This window comes from Pseudomonas sp. LjRoot277, assembly GCF_964253845.1.
Taxonomy (GTDB): Bacteria; Pseudomonadota; Gammaproteobacteria; order Pseudomonadales; family Pseudomonadaceae; genus Aquipseudomonas.
The window spans coordinates 1,457,873-1,473,919 of record NZ_CAXURI020000001.1 but is presented as its reverse complement, the minus strand read 5'-3'; the positions used below and the strand labels follow the sequence as shown (position 1 = coordinate 1,473,919).

The window sequence follows — 16,047 nt, the reverse complement described above, 5'->3', positions numbered from 1 at the left end:
ACAGCCAGAAACACAACAACGCCAATGACGCAGTAAGATATCGGCATCAAACCGAAGGCTGGCATAACACCGCCCTCGCCCGCGCCCAGAGTTGCAAGCGATCCTGTAAACCGTTCAGGCCGCCGTTGATGCGGCGAGTGATGCTGTTGAACTGGTCGCGGTCGGCCAGCTCGTTGAAGCCATTTTGCTCCCAGAACCACGCGGCTGATTCGGCGGCCCATTGGGGTTGTTCCAGCAGTTCCGGCAAAAACAGTAAACGATCATCACCGAAGAGTCCGAGACTGCACTGACGGTAATTGTCGCGGCCCGTGATCTGAATCAGGCCTCGGCCACGGTACTTTTGACCGTCGCCGTCAGGCTCTGGCGTATTGCCAAGGCGGACAGCCAGTGCGCCAGTGTCGTACTTGCTCAAGTATTGAGCGCTGCCCAACTCACGCACGTACTGCAACTGCCCTGATTCGTGACCGACTTGCGCGAGGAAGGCGGCGATACGTTTGGGGATGTTGATGTTGCGGTGAGACATGGCTGTGTTCAGGACGGAAATGAAAACGCCCGCTTGGGAGCGAGCGCGGGGCATAACGATCTGTAATTGTTGCTGCGTAACTGTCATATAGCCCCCAGGCCCTGACGAGTGTCTGGTTCGTGTCAAAGATATCCAGCCAGCCAAAGTGGCGCACTGGGTCGATGCTCGCTGAAAGGAAAGAACGACCCTTGCGGCCAATCCCGAAGTGCACGGCGATAGGCCTGCAATTCGGCGTATTGATCGGTGGTCAATGTTGTACCGCCGCCGCCCTCCAGTTCGTCCCTGTCGCGGGCGACCATACTGTCCGTGGCCGATAACTGGCTATCACTAGTTCACGCTCCACCCCGCCTGTACCTGACCGGAAAAATTCCGGGCTTTCAGGCGGCAGCCCTGTTTGGTACCGGTGCTCCCGACCAGGATGAGCATCGCCCCGTCGCCGCCCACACGGGTGGCCACGAGCGAAGAAAAAGACGTCGGAGTCCCCATGATCGGGGTTTCATCGACAAACTTGACGTCCACCAAACCGGCGCTGGGGACACTATTGGGATAGTCCACGGTATATCCTTCCGTTGGTATTTTGCAGGCAGCCGTGTGCTGGTAACACACGACTGCACTTCCAGTTATCAATAAGCTCCAGGGTTTATACGGTTACGCCACTGACAGGTGAAGCCGGCCAGTCAATGATCATCGGGAAGTCCGGTTGCTGTTCAATGTCCATCAACTTGAGCGTATAGCGTTTCCACTCTTGCAGAGTGGCCAGTTGAACACTGGTGGCCTCACCTAGTTCATAAGCGTATTGCAGCGGCGCGACGCGAATAACAATCTGAAACAGACGACTGTCTCGCTGGGCGTTGGCTTGAGCGGTTTTGCCTGTTAGTTCGGCAGCCAAGTCCAGCACCCAGTCATCATTCAGCCAAACATAATATTCGCCGGGACGAGGCTTGAAGGTCAGATAGTCAGGCAACGGGCCCAACGCGAACCAGATTTCAACGCCACCTGTGTCTTTGCGATACGCCTCGCGGTTGCGCAAATCGATCAGTTGCGAAGCGGCACCGTTACGCCAGACCCAGACATAGCCCGTTTCGGCGGCCGGCAATGCTTCCGGCAACTCTATCGCATTGCCTGGCAGGACAACGCCCATACCGGGGATCACCGGCAACTCCACCGGACCGAACAATTCCTGCGTTGTTTCAGAAAAATAGTAATAAACCATAAACACCTCTATTGAAAAATCTTGAGCATCCATTAAAAACGCAGACCAGCGTTAATTTCAGATGAGTTTTATTCTGCCTGGGTAGGCAACATTTCGTGGACGCGTTTCTATACCTCCTGTAACTTCGGCAACTCCTGTAACTCCTGTAACTTCGGTAACTTCGGTAACTTCGGTAACTTCGGTAAAACCAAGACTGCTCGGACCTTGATTGAATAGAGCATCGGGAGCGACTGACCCTGCACCTGAGGGAACACCCAACATGTCGCTTTTTAGTTCATGTCTGTGTGACTTCAATATATCAACTTGCCAACTACCAGCCATTCGACCTGGGTCAACACTGCGACCTTCGTCAACAACCCTCGGGGTACCGGCTTGCAGCGTTTCGAGGTCGATGCCAGCAGCCACGCGACCGGCAAGACTTGGGCAGTGATCACGCAGTTGGCTAATTAGGGGGGGATCTTCATGGTGTTTTCACCGGGCAATAAAAAACCCGCTTGTTGGCGGGTTTAGAGAAAGGTACTGGCCTTGGAAAACCCGCGTCCTTGCGGGCCGGATGCCGGTCGGCACCGCTGCTCGCCATTCCATTGGGCTTTGTGTTCAGTGATCCTGGCGAGGATCTCGCGGCGGCACTTCGCAAACGCCAATCCGCTTGGCCGCCCAGCGTTCATAAAGGCCAATGGCAACGTCCGCCCCGGCCATCGCCGTCAGGCAACCGAACGCGCAAGCCGTCCAGATCGACACGCCGGCGGCATACAGCAGCATGATGGCCGAGACCCCGCAGACCATGCAGGCCCCGGATCGCAAGGCCAGGCGCCGCAGCAATGACCAGCCGCGGGCGCCCTCCTTGTCAGCGCGCCACATTTCGCCGGACACCCCACCCACCAGGGCGAGAACGATGACCAGCCAGATCGGCATGTCCAGCAACGCTTGTTGCTCGTTTGTCATGTCACGCCTCCTGGGGGGTGAATGGCCTAAATCGGAAAAGTCCTGCGCAATAAAACAAGACGCCCTGCCACCTGGCAGGGAGTCCTTGGCTCTACCCTTAAAACTCCCAACCGATATGACCGTAAGTTGGATACGGTGCAGTACCGTTATGCTCGGGACTTGTGGTGTTCGGGTAGTAGATTTTTCGAGCGCGAATGGTCGGCGTATAGCCGAAACGCGCCCAGACAGGCACATCCTGGACGATCGCCAGGCTGCCATTGGGTTGAAGGCGCAAAGAAGCCCCCGGACGGCCACCGGTTCCCGAATTCCAAAGCGGAACGTCATTCGCTGCATAAACAACGAAGTTGCCGTCTGCCTGGAACACCGCCTTCACCGCGCCTTTGTTCTGCGTATAACTGGCCCAGCGAACACTCCAGTTCGGGCCGTAGTTCACAACGTTGCCGTCGCCCTGGAAGATGATGGCGCCGTCACCGGCAAAGTAAGGCTGCCCTCTGACCAACTCGGAGGGGCCCGGAAAAATGACCGCGGCGCTTCCCGTCACGACAGGTATTGACGGAGTAGCATTCCAGAGCGTCTGCGAGTCGATGATCACAATGTTGCCGTCGTCCTGCACTTGAAGATAAGTGCGATTCGCGGCTGCCTCGACACTGTCCACTGCCGTGGTATTGACCGTCGTCCAGCAACGGTTACGGGTGTGGTCTACAAGAACCCCGCTGTAATACACGTAGAAACAGTTAGGCACCGCTGCTACAGGATTGAGAGTGTTCGTGTAAGCGTTCCCGTCAGCCACCCAGGCAAGTGCGCCATTATCGTAGAGCGCCAGGTTCATGTCCGGTTGCAGCAGCAGTTTGAACCGCTTGCTCGGCGACTCAAGATACTGACCCGGGCTCATCGAGTTGCGCGGTGGCAACACCGGGCTGCCATTGTTTGTGAACTGAATACGGGGTGGTCCTAGTGGTCCTGCCATTTTTATCACCTATTGAGTCGAATGGTTTGGTGCGCAGGATTGCGCTTTCATGTCGCTCAATGGCGATCGCTCAAGGCTCGCGGCCTTCACATGATTCAATGTTCCGCATCGGGAGCATTTGATCTGGAGCTCGGTGTACTCACCCACTCGGGCGAGAAGTCTTTTGCACTGCCCACATCTGCAATCTTTCAACATCGAGATGCCTCCTGGCTTCTGCCGAATCCTTTCTGTAGTTGAGGTTGATAAACCTCGGACGAGGCAGGCATTCCAAAAAGCCCGGCGCTTGCCGGGCTTTTCAGTAATGCGGTCCTTCGCGTTGACCTTTCGGCGCTACTGGCGCGGTACGGATCGATTCATATTGTTTTTCCGACCGCGGTCCCTGCCCGCCGGATAACTGCTTGTGGTGCTTTACGCTGCACACCCGGGTCAGTTGCCAACCCTCTGAACCGTTGAGGCCGGTTCATCGCTGCCTTTGTGGTGGAACTAAAGAGCTTCGTTTCGAGCTGCTTTTGAGCTGCTTGAGACAAAGAATATGCATGGATGCATATACAGTCAATGCATAAACGCATTTATTTATGCGCCATAAATGCATTGACGCATGAAAACCCCGCAGGCAAAGGCGCTGACGGCTTTTCGACAGGCGAAAAAAAACCCGCTCAGTGGCGGGTTTTATCTGACAGCGGTAAGGTTAACGGGCGTACATGCCCCACCAGAAGACGTGACCGAGGATGACGATCTGCTCCTCCTGGATTTCCTGGAAGGTGTAGTCCTCGTCCGGATGCTCATCGCGATTGAAGCTGCGCAGGCGAATCCCGGTAGGCAGGCGATAAAGCTGTTTCACCCGCAGCTGGCCGTTGTGGTTGATGGCATAAAGGTCGCCATCCACGATATCGCCGATCCCGCACTTGCCGGCATTAACGCCTACGGTGGCGCCGTCGCGCAGTACCGGCAACATACTGTTGCCGCGCACCGTCACGCATTTTGCCTGGTCGAACTGAACGCCATTGTGGCGCAGGCTCCGCTTGCCGAAGCGCAGGCTAGAGCGCTCGCTCTCTTCGATGACGAACCTTCCTGATCCTGCAGCCAATTCAACCTCGCGAAGAAAGGGGACCGATACCTCGTCATCATCGACGGGCGTATCGTCGTCCCACAGACTTATGTCCCTGAGTTCCGAATGCAATTGATCGCGCCCGGTGCTGGCTGCCGGCGCGACATCCGCACGGCCCCGCAACTGGTCGGTGCTGACGGCGAAGTACTCGGCGATCTTCGAGATGTGTTTATCCGAGGGATCGACGATCTTCCCGCTGAGGATCCGCGAGAGAGTGGATTGAGGCACGCCGGTGCGACGGTGAAGCTCCGTGGGGGAGATCCCGTGCTGATCGAGCAGCGCTCTTAAGACGGTAGAAACATTGCGTTTTTGCATAAAGCGCATAGTGCTTGTTCTTTTCGCGGAAGACAAATGCCAAATTGCATAAATTGCGCATATGCCGTGCATAGACAGAAGAAATGTATCGCAGGGCTTTCATGCCTGCGTCGGGTGGACCGCCCATGTTAACCTTGCGCCCATCGCGGAAAAGCCGGGCCGATGCCCCTCCTTTGCCCTACACCTTTCAACGAATTTGCCTGATTATCCGATGAATAAAGCGCTCTCTGATCTGTCCTCCCACACGCCAATGATGCAGCAGTACTGGCGCCTGAAAAACCAGCACCCTGACCAGCTGATGTTCTACCGCATGGGCGACTTCTACGAGATCTTCTACGAAGACGCGAAGAAGGCCGCCAAATTGCTGGACATCACCCTGACCGCCCGTGGGCAGTCGGCGGGTCAGGCGATTCCGATGTGTGGGATTCCTTACCATGCCGCGGAAGGTTACCTGGCGAAACTGGTCAAGCTCGGCGAGTCGGTGGTGATCTGTGAGCAGGTCGGCGACCCGGCGACCAGCAAAGGGCCGGTGGATCGTCAGGTGGTGCGGATCATCACACCGGGTACGGTCAGTGACGAAGCGCTGCTGGATGAGCGTCGGGATAACCTGATCGCGGCGGTGCTGGGTGACGAGCGACTGTTCGGTCTGGCGGTGCTGGACATCACCAGCGGCAACTTCACCGTGCTGGAGATCAAGGGCTGGGAAAACCTGCTGGCGGAACTGGAGCGGGTCAATCCGGTAGAACTGATGATCCCGGATGACTGGCCGAAGGATCTGCCGGCGGAGAAACGTCGTGGGGTTCGTCGCCGTGCGCCGTGGGATTTCGAGCGTGATTCGGCACTGAAAAGTCTCTGCCAACAATTCTCGACCCAAGACCTGAAAGGCTTCGGTTGCGAGAACCTGACCCTGGCCATCGGCGCCGCGGGTTGCCTGCTCAGCTACGCCAAGGAAACCCAGCGCACCGCCCTGCCTCACTTGCGCAGCCTGCGTCATGAACGCCTGGACGACACCGTGGTGCTGGACGGCGCGAGCCGTCGTAACCTGGAACTGGACACCAACCTGGCTGGCGGTCGCGACAACACGTTGCAATCGGTGGTCGATCGCTGCCAGACCGCCATGGGCAGCCGTCTGCTGACCCGCTGGCTGAACCGTCCGCTGCGGGACCTGACCGTATTGCTGGCGCGCCAGACCTCGATCACCTGCCTGCTCGACGCCTACCGTTTCGAAAAGCTGCAACCGCAGCTCAAGGAAATCGGCGACATCGAGCGAATCCTGGCGCGGATCGGCCTGCGCAATGCCCGCCCTCGTGACCTGGCTCGCCTGCGCGATGCGCTCGGTGCCTTGCCCGAGTTACAAGTGGCAATGACTGAGCTGGAAGCTCCGCACATCATTCAACTGGCGAAGACCACCAGCACCTACCCGGAACTGGCGGCACTGCTGGAAAAAGCCATTATCGACAACCCGCCCGCCGTCATCCGTGACGGTGGTGTGTTGAAAACCGGTTACGACGCCGAGTTGGACGATTTGCAATCGCTCAGCGAAAACGCTGGCCAGTTCCTGATCGACCTCGAAGCCCGCGAGAAGGCCCGTACCGGTCTGTCGCACCTGAAAGTCGGTTACAACCGCATTCATGGCTACTTCATCGAGTTGCCAAGCAAGCAGGCTGAGTCGGCGCCGGCAGACTATATCCGCCGCCAGACGTTGAAAGGTGCCGAGCGCTTCATTACGCCGGAACTGAAGGCGTTCGAAGACAAGGCGCTGTCAGCGAAGAGCCGCGCCCTGGCACGCGAGAAGATGCTCTACGAAGCACTGCTCGAAGATTTGATCGCCCAGTTACCACCGTTGCAGGACACCGCCGCGGCACTGGCCGAGCTGGACGTGCTGAGCAACCTTGCCGAACGTGCACTGAACCTCGATCTGAACTGCCCGCGCTTCGTCAGTGAGCCATGCATGCGCATCAGCCAGGGTCGTCACCCGGTGGTCGAGCAAGTGCTGACCACGCCGTTCGTGGCCAACGACCTGAGCCTCGACGACAACACCCGCATGCTGGTGATCACCGGTCCGAACATGGGTGGTAAATCCACCTACATGCGCCAGACCGCTCTGATCGTGCTGCTGGCACACATCGGCAGTTTCGTGCCGGCAGCCAGTTGCGAGTTGTCTCTGGTGGACCGGATCTTTACCCGGATCGGTTCCAGCGATGACCTGGCCGGCGGGCGTTCGACCTTCATGGTCGAAATGAGCGAGACCGCGAACATCCTGCACAACGCCACCGAGCGCAGCCTGGTGCTGATGGACGAAGTCGGTCGCGGCACCAGCACCTTTGACGGTCTGTCCCTGGCGTGGGCTGCGGCCGAACGCCTGGCGCATCTGCGGGCTTATACGCTGTTCGCCACCCACTACTTCGAGCTGACGGTACTACCGGAGGCGCAACCGCTGGTGGCCAACGTTCACCTTAATGCCACCGAGCACAACGAACGCATCGTATTCCTGCACCACGTGCTGCCAGGGCCTGCCAGCCAGAGCTACGGCCTTGCGGTTGCGCAGTTGGCCGGTGTGCCGAGCGAAGTGATCGTGCGCGCTCGCGAACACCTGGGTCGGCTGGAAGCGACCGCCCTGCCTCATGAAGTTCCCAAGACTGCCAAGGGCAAACCGGCCGCGCCGCAGCAGAGCGACATGTTCGCCAGCCTGCCGCATCCGGTGCTGGATGATCTGGCCAAACTTGATCTGGACGACATGACACCGCGTCGGGCGCTCGAAATGCTCTATACACTAAAGACACGGATCTAACGCACTTGCCTGCAAGCTGTTAGAATCTCGCGCGGTTTGGGATGCTGCTGGCTTATAGCCTGACCAGCAGACTATCGCTCCCAAACCTGGCGACCCCAACGTGAAGGGGCTCCGCTGCCGCCGCCTGAGGAGAAAATTAGAAATGACCTTCGTCGTCACCGACAACTGCATCAAGTGCAAGTACACCGACTGCGTAGAAGTCTGTCCGGTGGACTGCTTTTACGAAGGCCCGAACTTCCTGGTGATTCACCCGGATGAGTGCATCGACTGCGCACTGTGCGAACCAGAATGCCCTGCCGTGGCCATCTTCTCCGAAGATGAAGTCCCGGAAGACATGCAGGAGTTTATTCAGCTGAACGTTGAGCTGGCGGAAATCTGGCCCAACATCACCGAGAAGAAAGAATCGTTGCCCGATGCCGAAGAGTGGGATGGTGTCAAAGGCAAGATCAAAGACCTCGAACGCTGATTACCCCCGCGTTCTCGAAAAGGCCCCTTGTGGGCCTTTTTGCTTTTCTGCAGGCAAAAAAAAGGGGCGGTTTGACCCGCCCACATTTTTTCCCTATTCCCTGTGTTCCTTTTCATCGTCCTGATGAATCGCTTCCTGCGATGTCCTTTCCCCTCATCCTTGAAGGGCGTGTCTGTCCGTCGACACAGTTCAGATACTAGAGAATTCCCTACCAAGAGCAATCACCCCCGCTAGCTGAAACTGCCTGTCACAAGCTATTAATATTAATAAATAATCATATAAATCAATTAGTTAATCATATCTCACGTAGGAATATATACAGCTGCTACCCATGGAATTAGCGAACACTTACGAAAGAGTAAGCAAACACTTACAGCGAGAGGCTACAAACCAGAGATGATGACGGAGGGAACCCCCAACCTGTCTCTGAGGTAATAAAAAACCCCGAACCAGTCGGGGCTTCTTAATGCCAGCCAGCAAAGTACTTATTGAAACAGCGACTCGCTCGACAGGCCATTCTTCTCGAGAATCTCCCGAAGACGCTTCAGGCCTTCAACCTGAATCTGTCTGACCCGCTCCCGGGTCAGGCCAATTTCCAGGCCTACATCTTCAAGCGTGCTGCTCTCGTGACCGCGCAGGCCGAAGCGGCGTATCACCACTTCACGTTGCTTGTCGGTCAGCTCCGAGAGCCATTGATCGATGCTCTGGGACAGGTCGTCATCCTGCAACAGTTCACATGGATCGGTTGGACGGTCATCGGTAAGGGTGTCCAGCAGGGTTTTATCCGAATCCGGACCCAGCGAGACGTCGACCGAAGAAACCCGCTCGTTCAGGCCGAGCATGCGCTTGACCTCTCCCACTGGTTTTTCCAGCAGGTTGGCAATTTCTTCGGGCGAGGGTTCGTGATCGAGTTTTTGCGTCAGCTCCCGTGCAGCCCGCAGGTACACGTTGAGCTCTTTGACCACATGGATCGGCAACCGGATGGTCCGGGTCTGATTCATGATCGCGCGTTCAATGGTCTGACGAATCCACCAGGTCGCGTAGGTCGAAAAGCGGAAGCCGCGTTCGGGGTCGAACTTCTCTACCGCCCGGATAAGCCCGAGGTTGCCCTCTTCGATCAGGTCCAGCAGCGACAGGCCACGATTGACGTAACGCCGGGCGATTTTCACCACCAGCCGCAGGTTACTTTCAATCATGCGTTTGCGCCCAGCCGGATCTCCACTTTGCGACAAGCGCGCAAAATGAACTTCTTCTTCGGGGGACAGCAGAGGGGAAAAGCCAATCTCATTGAGGTACAGCTGCGTGGCATCGAGCGCACGCGTGTAGTCAATGTACTTGTGTTGCTTTAACGAAGCGGAGTGTTTGGATTTGGCACGAACGGAAGGTGGAGCAGCCCCTTCATCATTCGACATCGAATCCGTCCCGATGCCGGTCTCCATCAGGAGAACCTCATCGTCGATGTCAAACTCCGGCACTTCTTTACTGAGAGCCATTGTTATAGTCCTTTGGTGAGTTCGACCTCAGGCTCAAGCGGCGCCTTTATCCTTGGCAACGCTGGAGCCTGTTCCCTCTACGCGACGGAACAGGCTGGAAGCGATCAACGACGTGGCAGGAATTGCAGCGGATCTACAGGTTTACCTTGTCGGCGAATCTCAAAATGCAGCTTCACCCGGTCTGTACCCGTTGACCCCATTTCGGCAATTGTCTGTCCGACCTTGACCTGCTGCCCCTCCCGAACCAACAGCCTGCGGTTATGTCCGTAGGCACTGACGTAGGTATCGCTGTGTTTGATGATGACTAATTCGCCGTAGCCCCTTAAGCCACTCCCGGCGTATACCACCGTCCCATCAGACGCAGCTAAAACAGGCTGTCCCAAATCCCCGGCGATATCAATTCCTTTATTCAAACTGCCGTTTGAAGAGAATTTTCCAATGAGAATGCCATTAGATGGCCACCCCCAGCCGGTCGGGGCCGGACCGGCAGGAGGCATCGGAGCAGGGGTCGGCTTGCTGGCGACGGACGGTGCAACCACTGCTGTGCTGGTGGTTGCGCCATTCGCCTGGCGCCGGATAACCGTGGTTTTCAGCGACGAAGAAGGTGTTGAATCAATGGCGCTGGCCACCGGTGTCGGCGTTGAACCGGTGCGACCGTCAAAGCGAATCGTCTGACCCGGATGGATCGTATAAGGCGTAGGAATGTTGTTGCGTGCCGCGAGGGCTTTGTAGTCCCAGCCGTAGCGAAAGGCGATGGAGAACAAGGTGTCTTTAGGTCGGACGACGTATTGACCCGTGGTCACTGCCGGACGCTGGGCGACGGCGTTGTTGCGATCGACGACACGTACTTCGCTCGATTTGTTGCTGGAGCAACCAACTAGCAAGGTGCTCAAGACAAGGCCAGTCACCAGGCGCTGAAAGCTCGTTTTACCCATTCGCTGCGCAATGACTGTGAGACTCACCCGCCGCTCCCTTTGTGGTGGCTGAAAATGTGGATTGCCGTGTTCCGGCATGAAATGTCGCAAGTATAACGGGCCGTGCAGGCTTTACCTTTAATGAAGCGAAATGGCTTGGCGCACACGTTTGCTGCCTGACGATGAATCCCGTTTAACTGATCGATGCCGCTGTAAGACAGGAGCAATCGAAGAGAATTCAGCGCCCTGAAACAAATGCTCAGGCGAGCGGCCCATTGAGTAACGGGACGAAGCGAACAGCCCCCAGAACACGCCTGGAAAAGCCCTGCTCTTCCCGGATGATCAGCATCAATTGTTGAACCTCACCCGATCCGACCGGGATCACCAGCCGCCCTCCCGGCGCCAATTGATCAAGCAGCGCCTGAGGTACATCAGTCGCCACCGCGGTCACGATAATGCCGTTGTAAGGTGCCAGCGCCGGCCAGCCTTCCCAACCATCGCCCCAGCGGAACACCACGTTGCGCAGGTTCAGCTCCACCAGGCGCTCCTTGGCCCGATCCTGTAGAACCTTGATGCGCTCGACGGAAAACACCCGCTCGACCAGCTGCGACAGCACAGCCGTCTGGTAGCCCGAGCCGGTGCCAATTTCCATCACCTTGTCGAGAGGACCTGCCTCCAGCAGCAACTCGCTCATGCGAGCCACCATATAAGGCTGCGAGATGGTCTGGTTATTGCCGATCGGCAGCGCGGTGTCTTCGTAGGCACGGTGAGCCAGCGCCTCGTCGACGAACAGGTGACGCGGTGTACGGCGAATGACTTCCAGCACCTTGGCGTTGCAAATTCCCTCTTCATACAGGCGCTGAATAAGGCGCTCACGGGTCCGTTGCGAGGTCATCCCGATGCCACGACGCAGAATATCGTCTTGTTCACGAGCCATTAGTTCAGCCCCTCCAGCCAGCCATCGAGACTTCTGAAGGCATCATTAAAGGTGCGATCCAGTTGCAGTGGGGTGATTGAAACATAGCCTTGCATCACCGCATGAAAATCGGTACCCGGGCCGCCGTCTTCGGCATCCCCCGCCGCCGCAATCCAGTAACCGGATTTACCGCGCGGATCGACCACTTTCATCGGCGCTGCAGCACGTGCGCGATGTCCGAGGCGGGTCAGCTGAATACCGCGGATGTGATCCAGCGGCAAATTGGGAATGTTCACGTTCAGTACCGTACGCGGTGGCAGTTCAAGGTCCGCGTGAGCCTCTACCAGTTTGCGCGCAAAGTACGCGGCTGTGGGAAGGTTCTCCACTTGCCGTGAGGCCAACGAAAAGGCAAACGAAGGACGCGCCAGGAAACGTCCCTCAAGGGCCGCCGCCACGGTGCCGGAATACAACACGTCATCCCCCAGGTTGGCGCCCAGGTTGATGCCCGAAACCACCATGTCCGGCTCGCGCTCCAGCAAGCCATTGAGGCCCAGGTGCACGCAATCGGTCGGTGTGCCATTAAGGCTGATAAAGCCGTTGGCCAGGGTTTGCGGGTGTAACGGACGGTCGAGCGTCAGCGAGCTGCTGGCGCCGCTTTTGTCTTGGTCCGGGGCGATAACCACGCATTCGGTGTAATCCGCCAGCGCAGCATAAAGCGCGGCGAGACCGGGTGCGGTTACCCCATCGTCGTTAGAAATCAGAATACGCATGGGCTGTCCGTCTGCCCCACCGGCACCAGATCAACGAGCTCGCGCACCAATACGGTGGCGAAGCATCCGGCCGGGAGGACGAATTCCAGTTGCAGAATGTCAGGCTCGGGATAATGCCACGTCAACCCACCAATGGGCAGCCGCAGGATGCGACGTTCGTGGCTCATACCGGCGTTAATCAACCAATCACGCAAGTCCGCTTCGCGAGTGGCGATTGCCTGCTCCAGTTCATGGACAGCGCCAGTGGCCGGCGAGTCACCTTCGCCCCACTGCGGACCGGTCGGGTGCAGATCGAGAATCGCCAGACGCGGGTCGCTGCACTCGGCCTCACCAGCCGGAAAGAAGCTGCGACTGTCGGTGAAGGCCAGCAGATCGCCAACCTGGGCACGCTGCCAGCTGCCATCGGCGACTCGGGCCGCCAACACCTGATTAAACAGAAAGCTGCGCGCCGTAGAGAGCAGACGCGAACGCACGTTGCGCTGCTCCGGCAAGGCTTTGCGAGCAGCCCACGCACGGGCATCGACCACGTTACCGCCGTCAAACCCAAAACGCTGGGCGCCGAAATAATTGGGAATACCTTGCTTGGCGATCAGTTGCAGACGCTCGTCGATCGCCGCTTTGTCGCCAGCGAATTGCGTCAGTCGCAACGTGAAGCCATTGGCCGAGTGAGCACCGCGTTGCAGCTTGCGTTTGTGCCGGCCGGTCTTGAGGATCTTCAGCGTATCGTTTTCCGCCGCCGACAGATCAGGATCAGCCTTGCCCGGCAGCTGCACGCTGAACCACTGGCGAGTCAGCGCCTGACGATCCTTGAGGCCCGCGTAACTGACAGTGCGTAATGGCACGCCCGCTGCCTTGGCGATCCGCCGGGCTGCTTCTTCGGTATTCAGACCGCGCTTTTCCACCCAGATCCACAAGTGTTCGCCGTCGCCACTGAGGGGGATATTGAGGACTTCATCGACCTGAAAATCTTCCGCCGTGGCTTTCAATACTGCGGTGCCGAGGGCTTCGCCATAGGCCCGCGGGCCGAGCAATTGCAGTTCGTTCATGCGCGCAGCAACAAGGCAACGGAGTGCACGGCAATGCCTTCTTCGCGACCGACAAAGCCGAGCTTTTCGGTGGTGGTAGCTTTCACGTTCACTTGATCCAACTCAACTTGAAGATCCGCGGCAATCAGCGCGCGCATCGATTCGATATGCGGGGCCATTTTCGGCGCCTGGGCGACGATGGTGTTATCGACGTTGCCGACTTTCCAGCCCTTGGCGTGGATCAGTGCGACGACATGACGCAACAGCACACGGCTGTCGGCGCCCTTGAATGTCGGGTCGGTGTCCGGGAAATGCTTGCCGATATCACCCAGCGCAGCGGCACCGAGCAAGGCATCGCTCAAGGCGTGCAGCAGGACGTCACCGTCGGAGTGAGCGAGCAGCCCGAAGCCGTGTGCAATCCGCACGCCGCCCAGAGTAATGAAATCGCCTTCAGCGAAACGGTGCACATCATAGCCGTGGCCAATACGCATAAAAAAACGCCCCGATTTTTGTCAGGGCGTGATTCTACCTGCTTTGTCGAACATTAGGCGCTTAGAGCGCGCCCATGATGTTGCAAGTGGTCGTCGATGAAACTGGCGATGAAGAAATAGCTGTGGTCGTAGCCGGGTTGCAGGCGCAACGTCAGCGGATGACCGGCCAGTTTGGCGGCCTGTTGCAAGGCTTCAGGCTTGAGCTGGGTGGCCAGGAAATCGTCGCGATCACCTTGGTCTACCAGCAGCGGCAACTTCTCATCAGCCTCGGCAATCAACGCGCAGGCATCCCACTCGCGCCATTTCGAACGGTCTTCCCCCAGATAGCGGGAAAAGGCCTTCTGCCCCCACGGGCAATCCATCGGATTGTTGATCGGCGAGAATGCCGAGACCGACTGATAGCGCCCCGGATTACGCAACGCGCAGACCAGTGCGCCGTGGCCGCCCATGGAGTGACCGCTGATGCCGCGCCTGTCCGACGCCGGGAAATGGGCTTCGACCAATGCCGGCAATTCCTGCACGACATAATCATGCATCCGATAGTGCCGGGACCAGGGTTCCTGCGTGGCATTCAGATAAAACCCGGCACCGAGACCGAAGTCCCAGGCGCCATCCGGATCACCCGGCACATCGGAACCGCGAGGGCTGGTGTCCGGGGCAACGATGATCAGACCCAGTTCGGCAGCCATGCGCATGGCGCCGGCCTTTTGCATGAAGTTTTCGTCGGTGCAGGTCAGGCCGGACAACCAATACAGCACCGGCAGTTTGCCACCCTGCTCCGCTTGCGGCGGCAGGTACACGGCAAACACCATGTCGCAGCCGAGCACATCGGAGCGGTGCCGATAGCGTTTGTGCCAGCCGCCGAAGCTTTTCTGGCAGGAGATATTTTCCAGGCTCATGACCGACCTCAGAAATGGATGACCGAACGGATGCTCTTGCCTTCATGCATCAGGTCGAACGCCTTGTTGATATCTTCCAGGCCCATCGTGTGGGTGATGAACGTATCCAGCGGGATTTCGCCGGTTTCAGCCATCTCGACATAGCTTGGCAACTCGGTACGGCCACGCACGCCACCGAACGCCGAACCGCGCCAGACGCGACCGGTCACCAGCTGGAATGGACGCGTGGAGATTTCCTGGCCAGCACCGGCGACGCCGATGATTACCGACTCGCCCCAACCCTTGTGGCAGCACTCAAGTGCAGCACGCATCAATTGCACGTTGCCGATGCACTCGAAGGAAAAGTCGACGCCGCCATCGGTCATGTCGACGATGACTTCCTGGATCGGACGATCGAAATCTTTCGGGTTCACACAATCGGTTGCACCCAATTGCTTGGCGATCTCGAATTTGGCCGGGTTGATGTCGATGGCGATGATCCGCGCCGCCTTGGCTTTGACGGCGCCAATCACCGCCGACAGACCGATGCCGCCGAGGCCGAAAATGGCGACGGTATCACCTGGTTTTACCTTGGCGGTATTGAGGACTGCACCGATGCCGGTGGTGACACCGCAGCCCAGCAGGCAGACTTTTTCCAGTGGCGCTTCTTTTGGAATTTTGGCGACGGAGATTTCCGGCAGCACGGTGTACTCGGAGAACGTCGACGTCCCCATGTAGTGGAAAATGGGTTGGCCCTTGTAGGAAAAGCGCGAAGTGCCATCCGGCATCAGGCCTTTGCCCTGAGTCGCGCGAATTGCCTGACACAGGTTGGTTTTGCCCGACAGACAGAATTTGCACTGGCGGCATTCCGGGGTGTACAGCGGGATCACGTGATCGCCGACTGCGACGGAGGTCACGCCCTCGCCGATCGCCTCAACCACCGCGCCACCTTCGTGACCGAGGATTGAGGGGAAGATACCTTCCGGGTCCGCGCCCGACAGCGTGTAGGCATCGGTATGACAAACACCGGAGGCAACCACTCGCAGCAGAACTTCGCCGGCCTTGGGCATGGCGACATCGACTTCAACGATCTCGAGGGGTTTCTTGGCCTCGAAGGCAACGGCAGCGCGCGACTTGATCATGTGGATTCTCCAGTGAATAAAAACGAGACAGTGAGTGTAATACACCGCCTGACGGTGAATAATCCGGACAAAAGCAAAACATTATTGCCA

Annotated in this window: 18 protein-coding genes and 1 pseudogene; 3 read left to right on the top strand and 16 right to left on the bottom strand. The window is 57.9% G+C overall.

Translation table 11 applies throughout. The annotated features are described in order from the left end of the window. Positions 1-46: 46 nt before the first annotated feature. The 4 genes and pseudogenes from ACSQ87_RS06970 to ACSQ87_RS06955 form a co-directional block, all read right to left on the bottom strand. A complete protein-coding gene (locus tag ACSQ87_RS06970) occupies positions 47-610 on the bottom strand; it encodes a glycoside hydrolase family 19 protein (protein ID WP_223433022.1) in 564 nt (187 codons plus the stop codon). 35 nt (positions 611-645) lie between these two features. Next, a pseudogene (locus ACSQ87_RS06965) lies at positions 646-837 on the bottom strand (hypothetical protein); the annotation flags it as partial. A gap of 13 nt (positions 838-850) precedes the next feature. Next, positions 851-1,078, bottom strand: a complete 228-nt coding sequence (locus ACSQ87_RS06960; protein WP_223433023.1) for a hypothetical protein — start codon at positions 1,076-1,078, stop codon at positions 851-853. An 85-nt stretch (positions 1,079-1,163) separates the two neighbouring features. After that, positions 1,164-1,769, bottom strand: a complete 606-nt coding sequence (locus ACSQ87_RS06955) for a tail fiber assembly protein (protein WP_223433024.1) — start codon at positions 1,767-1,769, stop codon at positions 1,164-1,166. Between the two features lie 270 nt (positions 1,770-2,039). Between ACSQ87_RS06955 and ACSQ87_RS06950 the strand changes: the two genes are divergently transcribed. Beyond that, positions 2,040-2,186: a hypothetical protein gene (locus ACSQ87_RS06950; RefSeq protein WP_185752705.1), complete on the top strand. Its 147-nt coding sequence runs from the start codon at positions 2,040-2,042 to the stop codon at positions 2,184-2,186. Positions 2,187-2,333: 147 nt separating this feature from the next. Here ACSQ87_RS06950 and ACSQ87_RS06945 read toward each other — a convergent pair whose 3' ends face one another. The 4 genes from ACSQ87_RS06945 to ACSQ87_RS06930 all read right to left on the bottom strand — a co-directional run bounded on the left by ACSQ87_RS06945 (position 2,334) and on the right by ACSQ87_RS06930 (position 5,071). Further along, positions 2,334-2,681, bottom strand: a complete 348-nt coding sequence (locus ACSQ87_RS06945) for a phage holin family protein (protein ID WP_046046281.1) — start codon at positions 2,679-2,681, stop codon at positions 2,334-2,336. Positions 2,682-2,778: 97 nt separating this feature from the next. Beyond that, positions 2,779-3,648 carry a putidacin L1 family lectin-like bacteriocin gene (locus tag ACSQ87_RS06940; protein ID WP_223433025.1) on the bottom strand — a complete coding sequence of 290 codons (870 nt, stop codon included), beginning with the start codon at positions 3,646-3,648 and terminating at the stop codon, positions 2,779-2,781. Between the two features lie 9 nt (positions 3,649-3,657). After that, complete coding sequence (locus ACSQ87_RS06935; RefSeq protein ID WP_095128077.1) at positions 3,658-3,843, bottom strand: Com family DNA-binding transcriptional regulator; 186 nt, start codon at positions 3,841-3,843, stop codon at positions 3,658-3,660. A gap of 493 nt (positions 3,844-4,336) precedes the next feature. Further along, the gene (locus ACSQ87_RS06930) at positions 4,337-5,071 is read right to left on the bottom strand and encodes a LexA family transcriptional regulator (RefSeq protein ID WP_223433035.1); all 735 of its coding nucleotides are present in this window, start codon (positions 5,069-5,071) and stop codon (positions 4,337-4,339) included. 211 nt (positions 5,072-5,282) lie between these two features. On the opposite strand from ACSQ87_RS06930, the gene mutS reads away from it, so the two are divergent. Together mutS and fdxA are read left to right on the top strand one after the other, a co-directional pair. Beyond that, on the top strand, positions 5,283-7,862 hold the full coding sequence (mutS, locus tag ACSQ87_RS06925; protein WP_223433026.1) for a DNA mismatch repair protein MutS: 2,580 nt from the start codon (positions 5,283-5,285) through the stop codon (positions 7,860-7,862). Positions 7,863-8,004: 142 nt separating this feature from the next. After that, positions 8,005-8,328, top strand: coding sequence for a ferredoxin FdxA (gene fdxA, locus ACSQ87_RS06920; protein WP_003222178.1), 324 nt, complete (start codon positions 8,005-8,007; stop codon positions 8,326-8,328). 485 nt (positions 8,329-8,813) lie between these two features. Here fdxA and rpoS read toward each other — a convergent pair whose 3' ends face one another. From rpoS to ACSQ87_RS06880, 8 genes are all read right to left on the bottom strand, one after another. Beyond that, positions 8,814-9,821, bottom strand: coding sequence for an RNA polymerase sigma factor RpoS (gene rpoS / locus ACSQ87_RS06915; RefSeq protein ID WP_008154012.1), 1,008 nt, complete (start codon positions 9,819-9,821; stop codon positions 8,814-8,816). Between the two features lie 104 nt (positions 9,822-9,925). Beyond that, positions 9,926-10,783, bottom strand: coding sequence for a peptidoglycan DD-metalloendopeptidase family protein (locus ACSQ87_RS06910; protein WP_223433027.1), 858 nt, complete (start codon positions 10,781-10,783; stop codon positions 9,926-9,928). 211 nt (positions 10,784-10,994) lie between these two features. Further along, positions 10,995-11,630, bottom strand: coding sequence for a protein-L-isoaspartate(D-aspartate) O-methyltransferase (locus ACSQ87_RS06905; RefSeq protein WP_177327881.1), 636 nt, complete (start codon positions 11,628-11,630; stop codon positions 10,995-10,997). A gap of 41 nt (positions 11,631-11,671) precedes the next feature. Continuing rightward, positions 11,672-12,421 (bottom strand): 5'/3'-nucleotidase SurE, encoded by a 750-nt coding sequence (gene surE, locus ACSQ87_RS06900; RefSeq protein WP_046046285.1) that lies wholly within the window; start codon positions 12,419-12,421, stop codon positions 11,672-11,674. Further along, on the bottom strand, positions 12,409-13,467 hold the full coding sequence (truD, locus tag ACSQ87_RS06895) for a tRNA pseudouridine(13) synthase TruD (RefSeq protein WP_223433028.1): 1,059 nt from the start codon (positions 13,465-13,467) through the stop codon (positions 12,409-12,411). Before truD ends, surE begins: the two co-directional genes overlap by 13 nt. Then, the gene (ispF, locus tag ACSQ87_RS06890) at positions 13,464-13,937 is read right to left on the bottom strand and encodes a 2-C-methyl-D-erythritol 2,4-cyclodiphosphate synthase (RefSeq protein ID WP_010462780.1); all 474 of its coding nucleotides are present in this window, start codon (positions 13,935-13,937) and stop codon (positions 13,464-13,466) included. The genes truD and ispF overlap by 4 nt, the downstream gene beginning before the upstream one ends. A 53-nt stretch (positions 13,938-13,990) precedes the next feature. Then, entirely contained in the window at positions 13,991-14,836 is an 846-nt protein-coding gene (gene fghA / locus ACSQ87_RS06885) for an S-formylglutathione hydrolase (RefSeq protein WP_223433029.1), read from the bottom strand. An 8-nt stretch (positions 14,837-14,844) separates the two neighbouring features. Continuing rightward, on the bottom strand, positions 14,845-15,957 hold the full coding sequence (locus ACSQ87_RS06880) for an S-(hydroxymethyl)glutathione dehydrogenase/class III alcohol dehydrogenase (protein ID WP_033059912.1): 1,113 nt from the start codon (positions 15,955-15,957) through the stop codon (positions 14,845-14,847). Positions 15,958-16,047: the final 90 nt, after the last annotated feature.

What these genes read in the sequence shown, in the direction of transcription:
- truD (WP_223433028.1), bottom strand. Translation starts at nt 13,467, where the DNA reads ATGAACGAACTGCAATTGCTCGGCCCGCGGGCCTATGGCGAAGCCCTC.
- ACSQ87_RS06905 (WP_177327881.1), bottom strand. Translation starts at nt 11,630, where the DNA reads ATGACCTCGCAACGGACCCGTGAGCGCCTTATTCAGCGCCTGTATGAA.
- ACSQ87_RS06945 (WP_046046281.1), bottom strand. Translation starts at nt 2,681, where the DNA reads ATGACAAACGAGCAACAAGCGTTGCTGGACATGCCGATCTGGCTGGTC.
- ACSQ87_RS06970 (WP_223433022.1), bottom strand. Translation starts at nt 610, where the DNA reads ATGACAGTTACGCAGCAACAATTACAGATCGTTATGCCCCGCGCTCGC.
- surE (WP_046046285.1), bottom strand. Translation starts at nt 12,421, where the DNA reads ATGCGTATTCTGATTTCTAACGACGATGGGGTAACCGCACCCGGTCTC.
- mutS (WP_223433026.1), top strand. Translation starts at nt 5,283, where the DNA reads ATGAATAAAGCGCTCTCTGATCTGTCCTCCCACACGCCAATGATGCAG.
- fghA (WP_223433029.1), bottom strand. Translation starts at nt 14,836, where the DNA reads ATGAGCCTGGAAAATATCTCCTGCCAGAAAAGCTTCGGCGGCTGGCAC.
- ACSQ87_RS06955 (WP_223433024.1), bottom strand. Translation starts at nt 1,769, where the DNA reads ATGGATGCTCAAGATTTTTCAATAGAGGTGTTTATGGTTTATTACTAT.
- ACSQ87_RS06940 (WP_223433025.1), bottom strand. Translation starts at nt 3,648, where the DNA reads ATGGCAGGACCACTAGGACCACCCCGTATTCAGTTCACAAACAATGGC.
- rpoS (WP_008154012.1), bottom strand. Translation starts at nt 9,821, where the DNA reads ATGGCTCTCAGTAAAGAAGTGCCGGAGTTTGACATCGACGATGAGGTT.
- ACSQ87_RS06935 (WP_095128077.1), bottom strand. Translation starts at nt 3,843, where the DNA reads ATGTTGAAAGATTGCAGATGTGGGCAGTGCAAAAGACTTCTCGCCCGA.
- ispF (WP_010462780.1), bottom strand. Translation starts at nt 13,937, where the DNA reads ATGCGTATTGGCCACGGCTATGATGTGCACCGTTTCGCTGAAGGCGAT.
- ACSQ87_RS06880 (WP_033059912.1), bottom strand. Translation starts at nt 15,957, where the DNA reads ATGATCAAGTCGCGCGCTGCCGTTGCCTTCGAGGCCAAGAAACCCCTC.
- fdxA (WP_003222178.1), top strand. Translation starts at nt 8,005, where the DNA reads ATGACCTTCGTCGTCACCGACAACTGCATCAAGTGCAAGTACACCGAC.
- ACSQ87_RS06930 (WP_223433035.1), bottom strand. Translation starts at nt 5,071, where the DNA reads ATGCAAAAACGCAATGTTTCTACCGTCTTAAGAGCGCTGCTCGATCAG.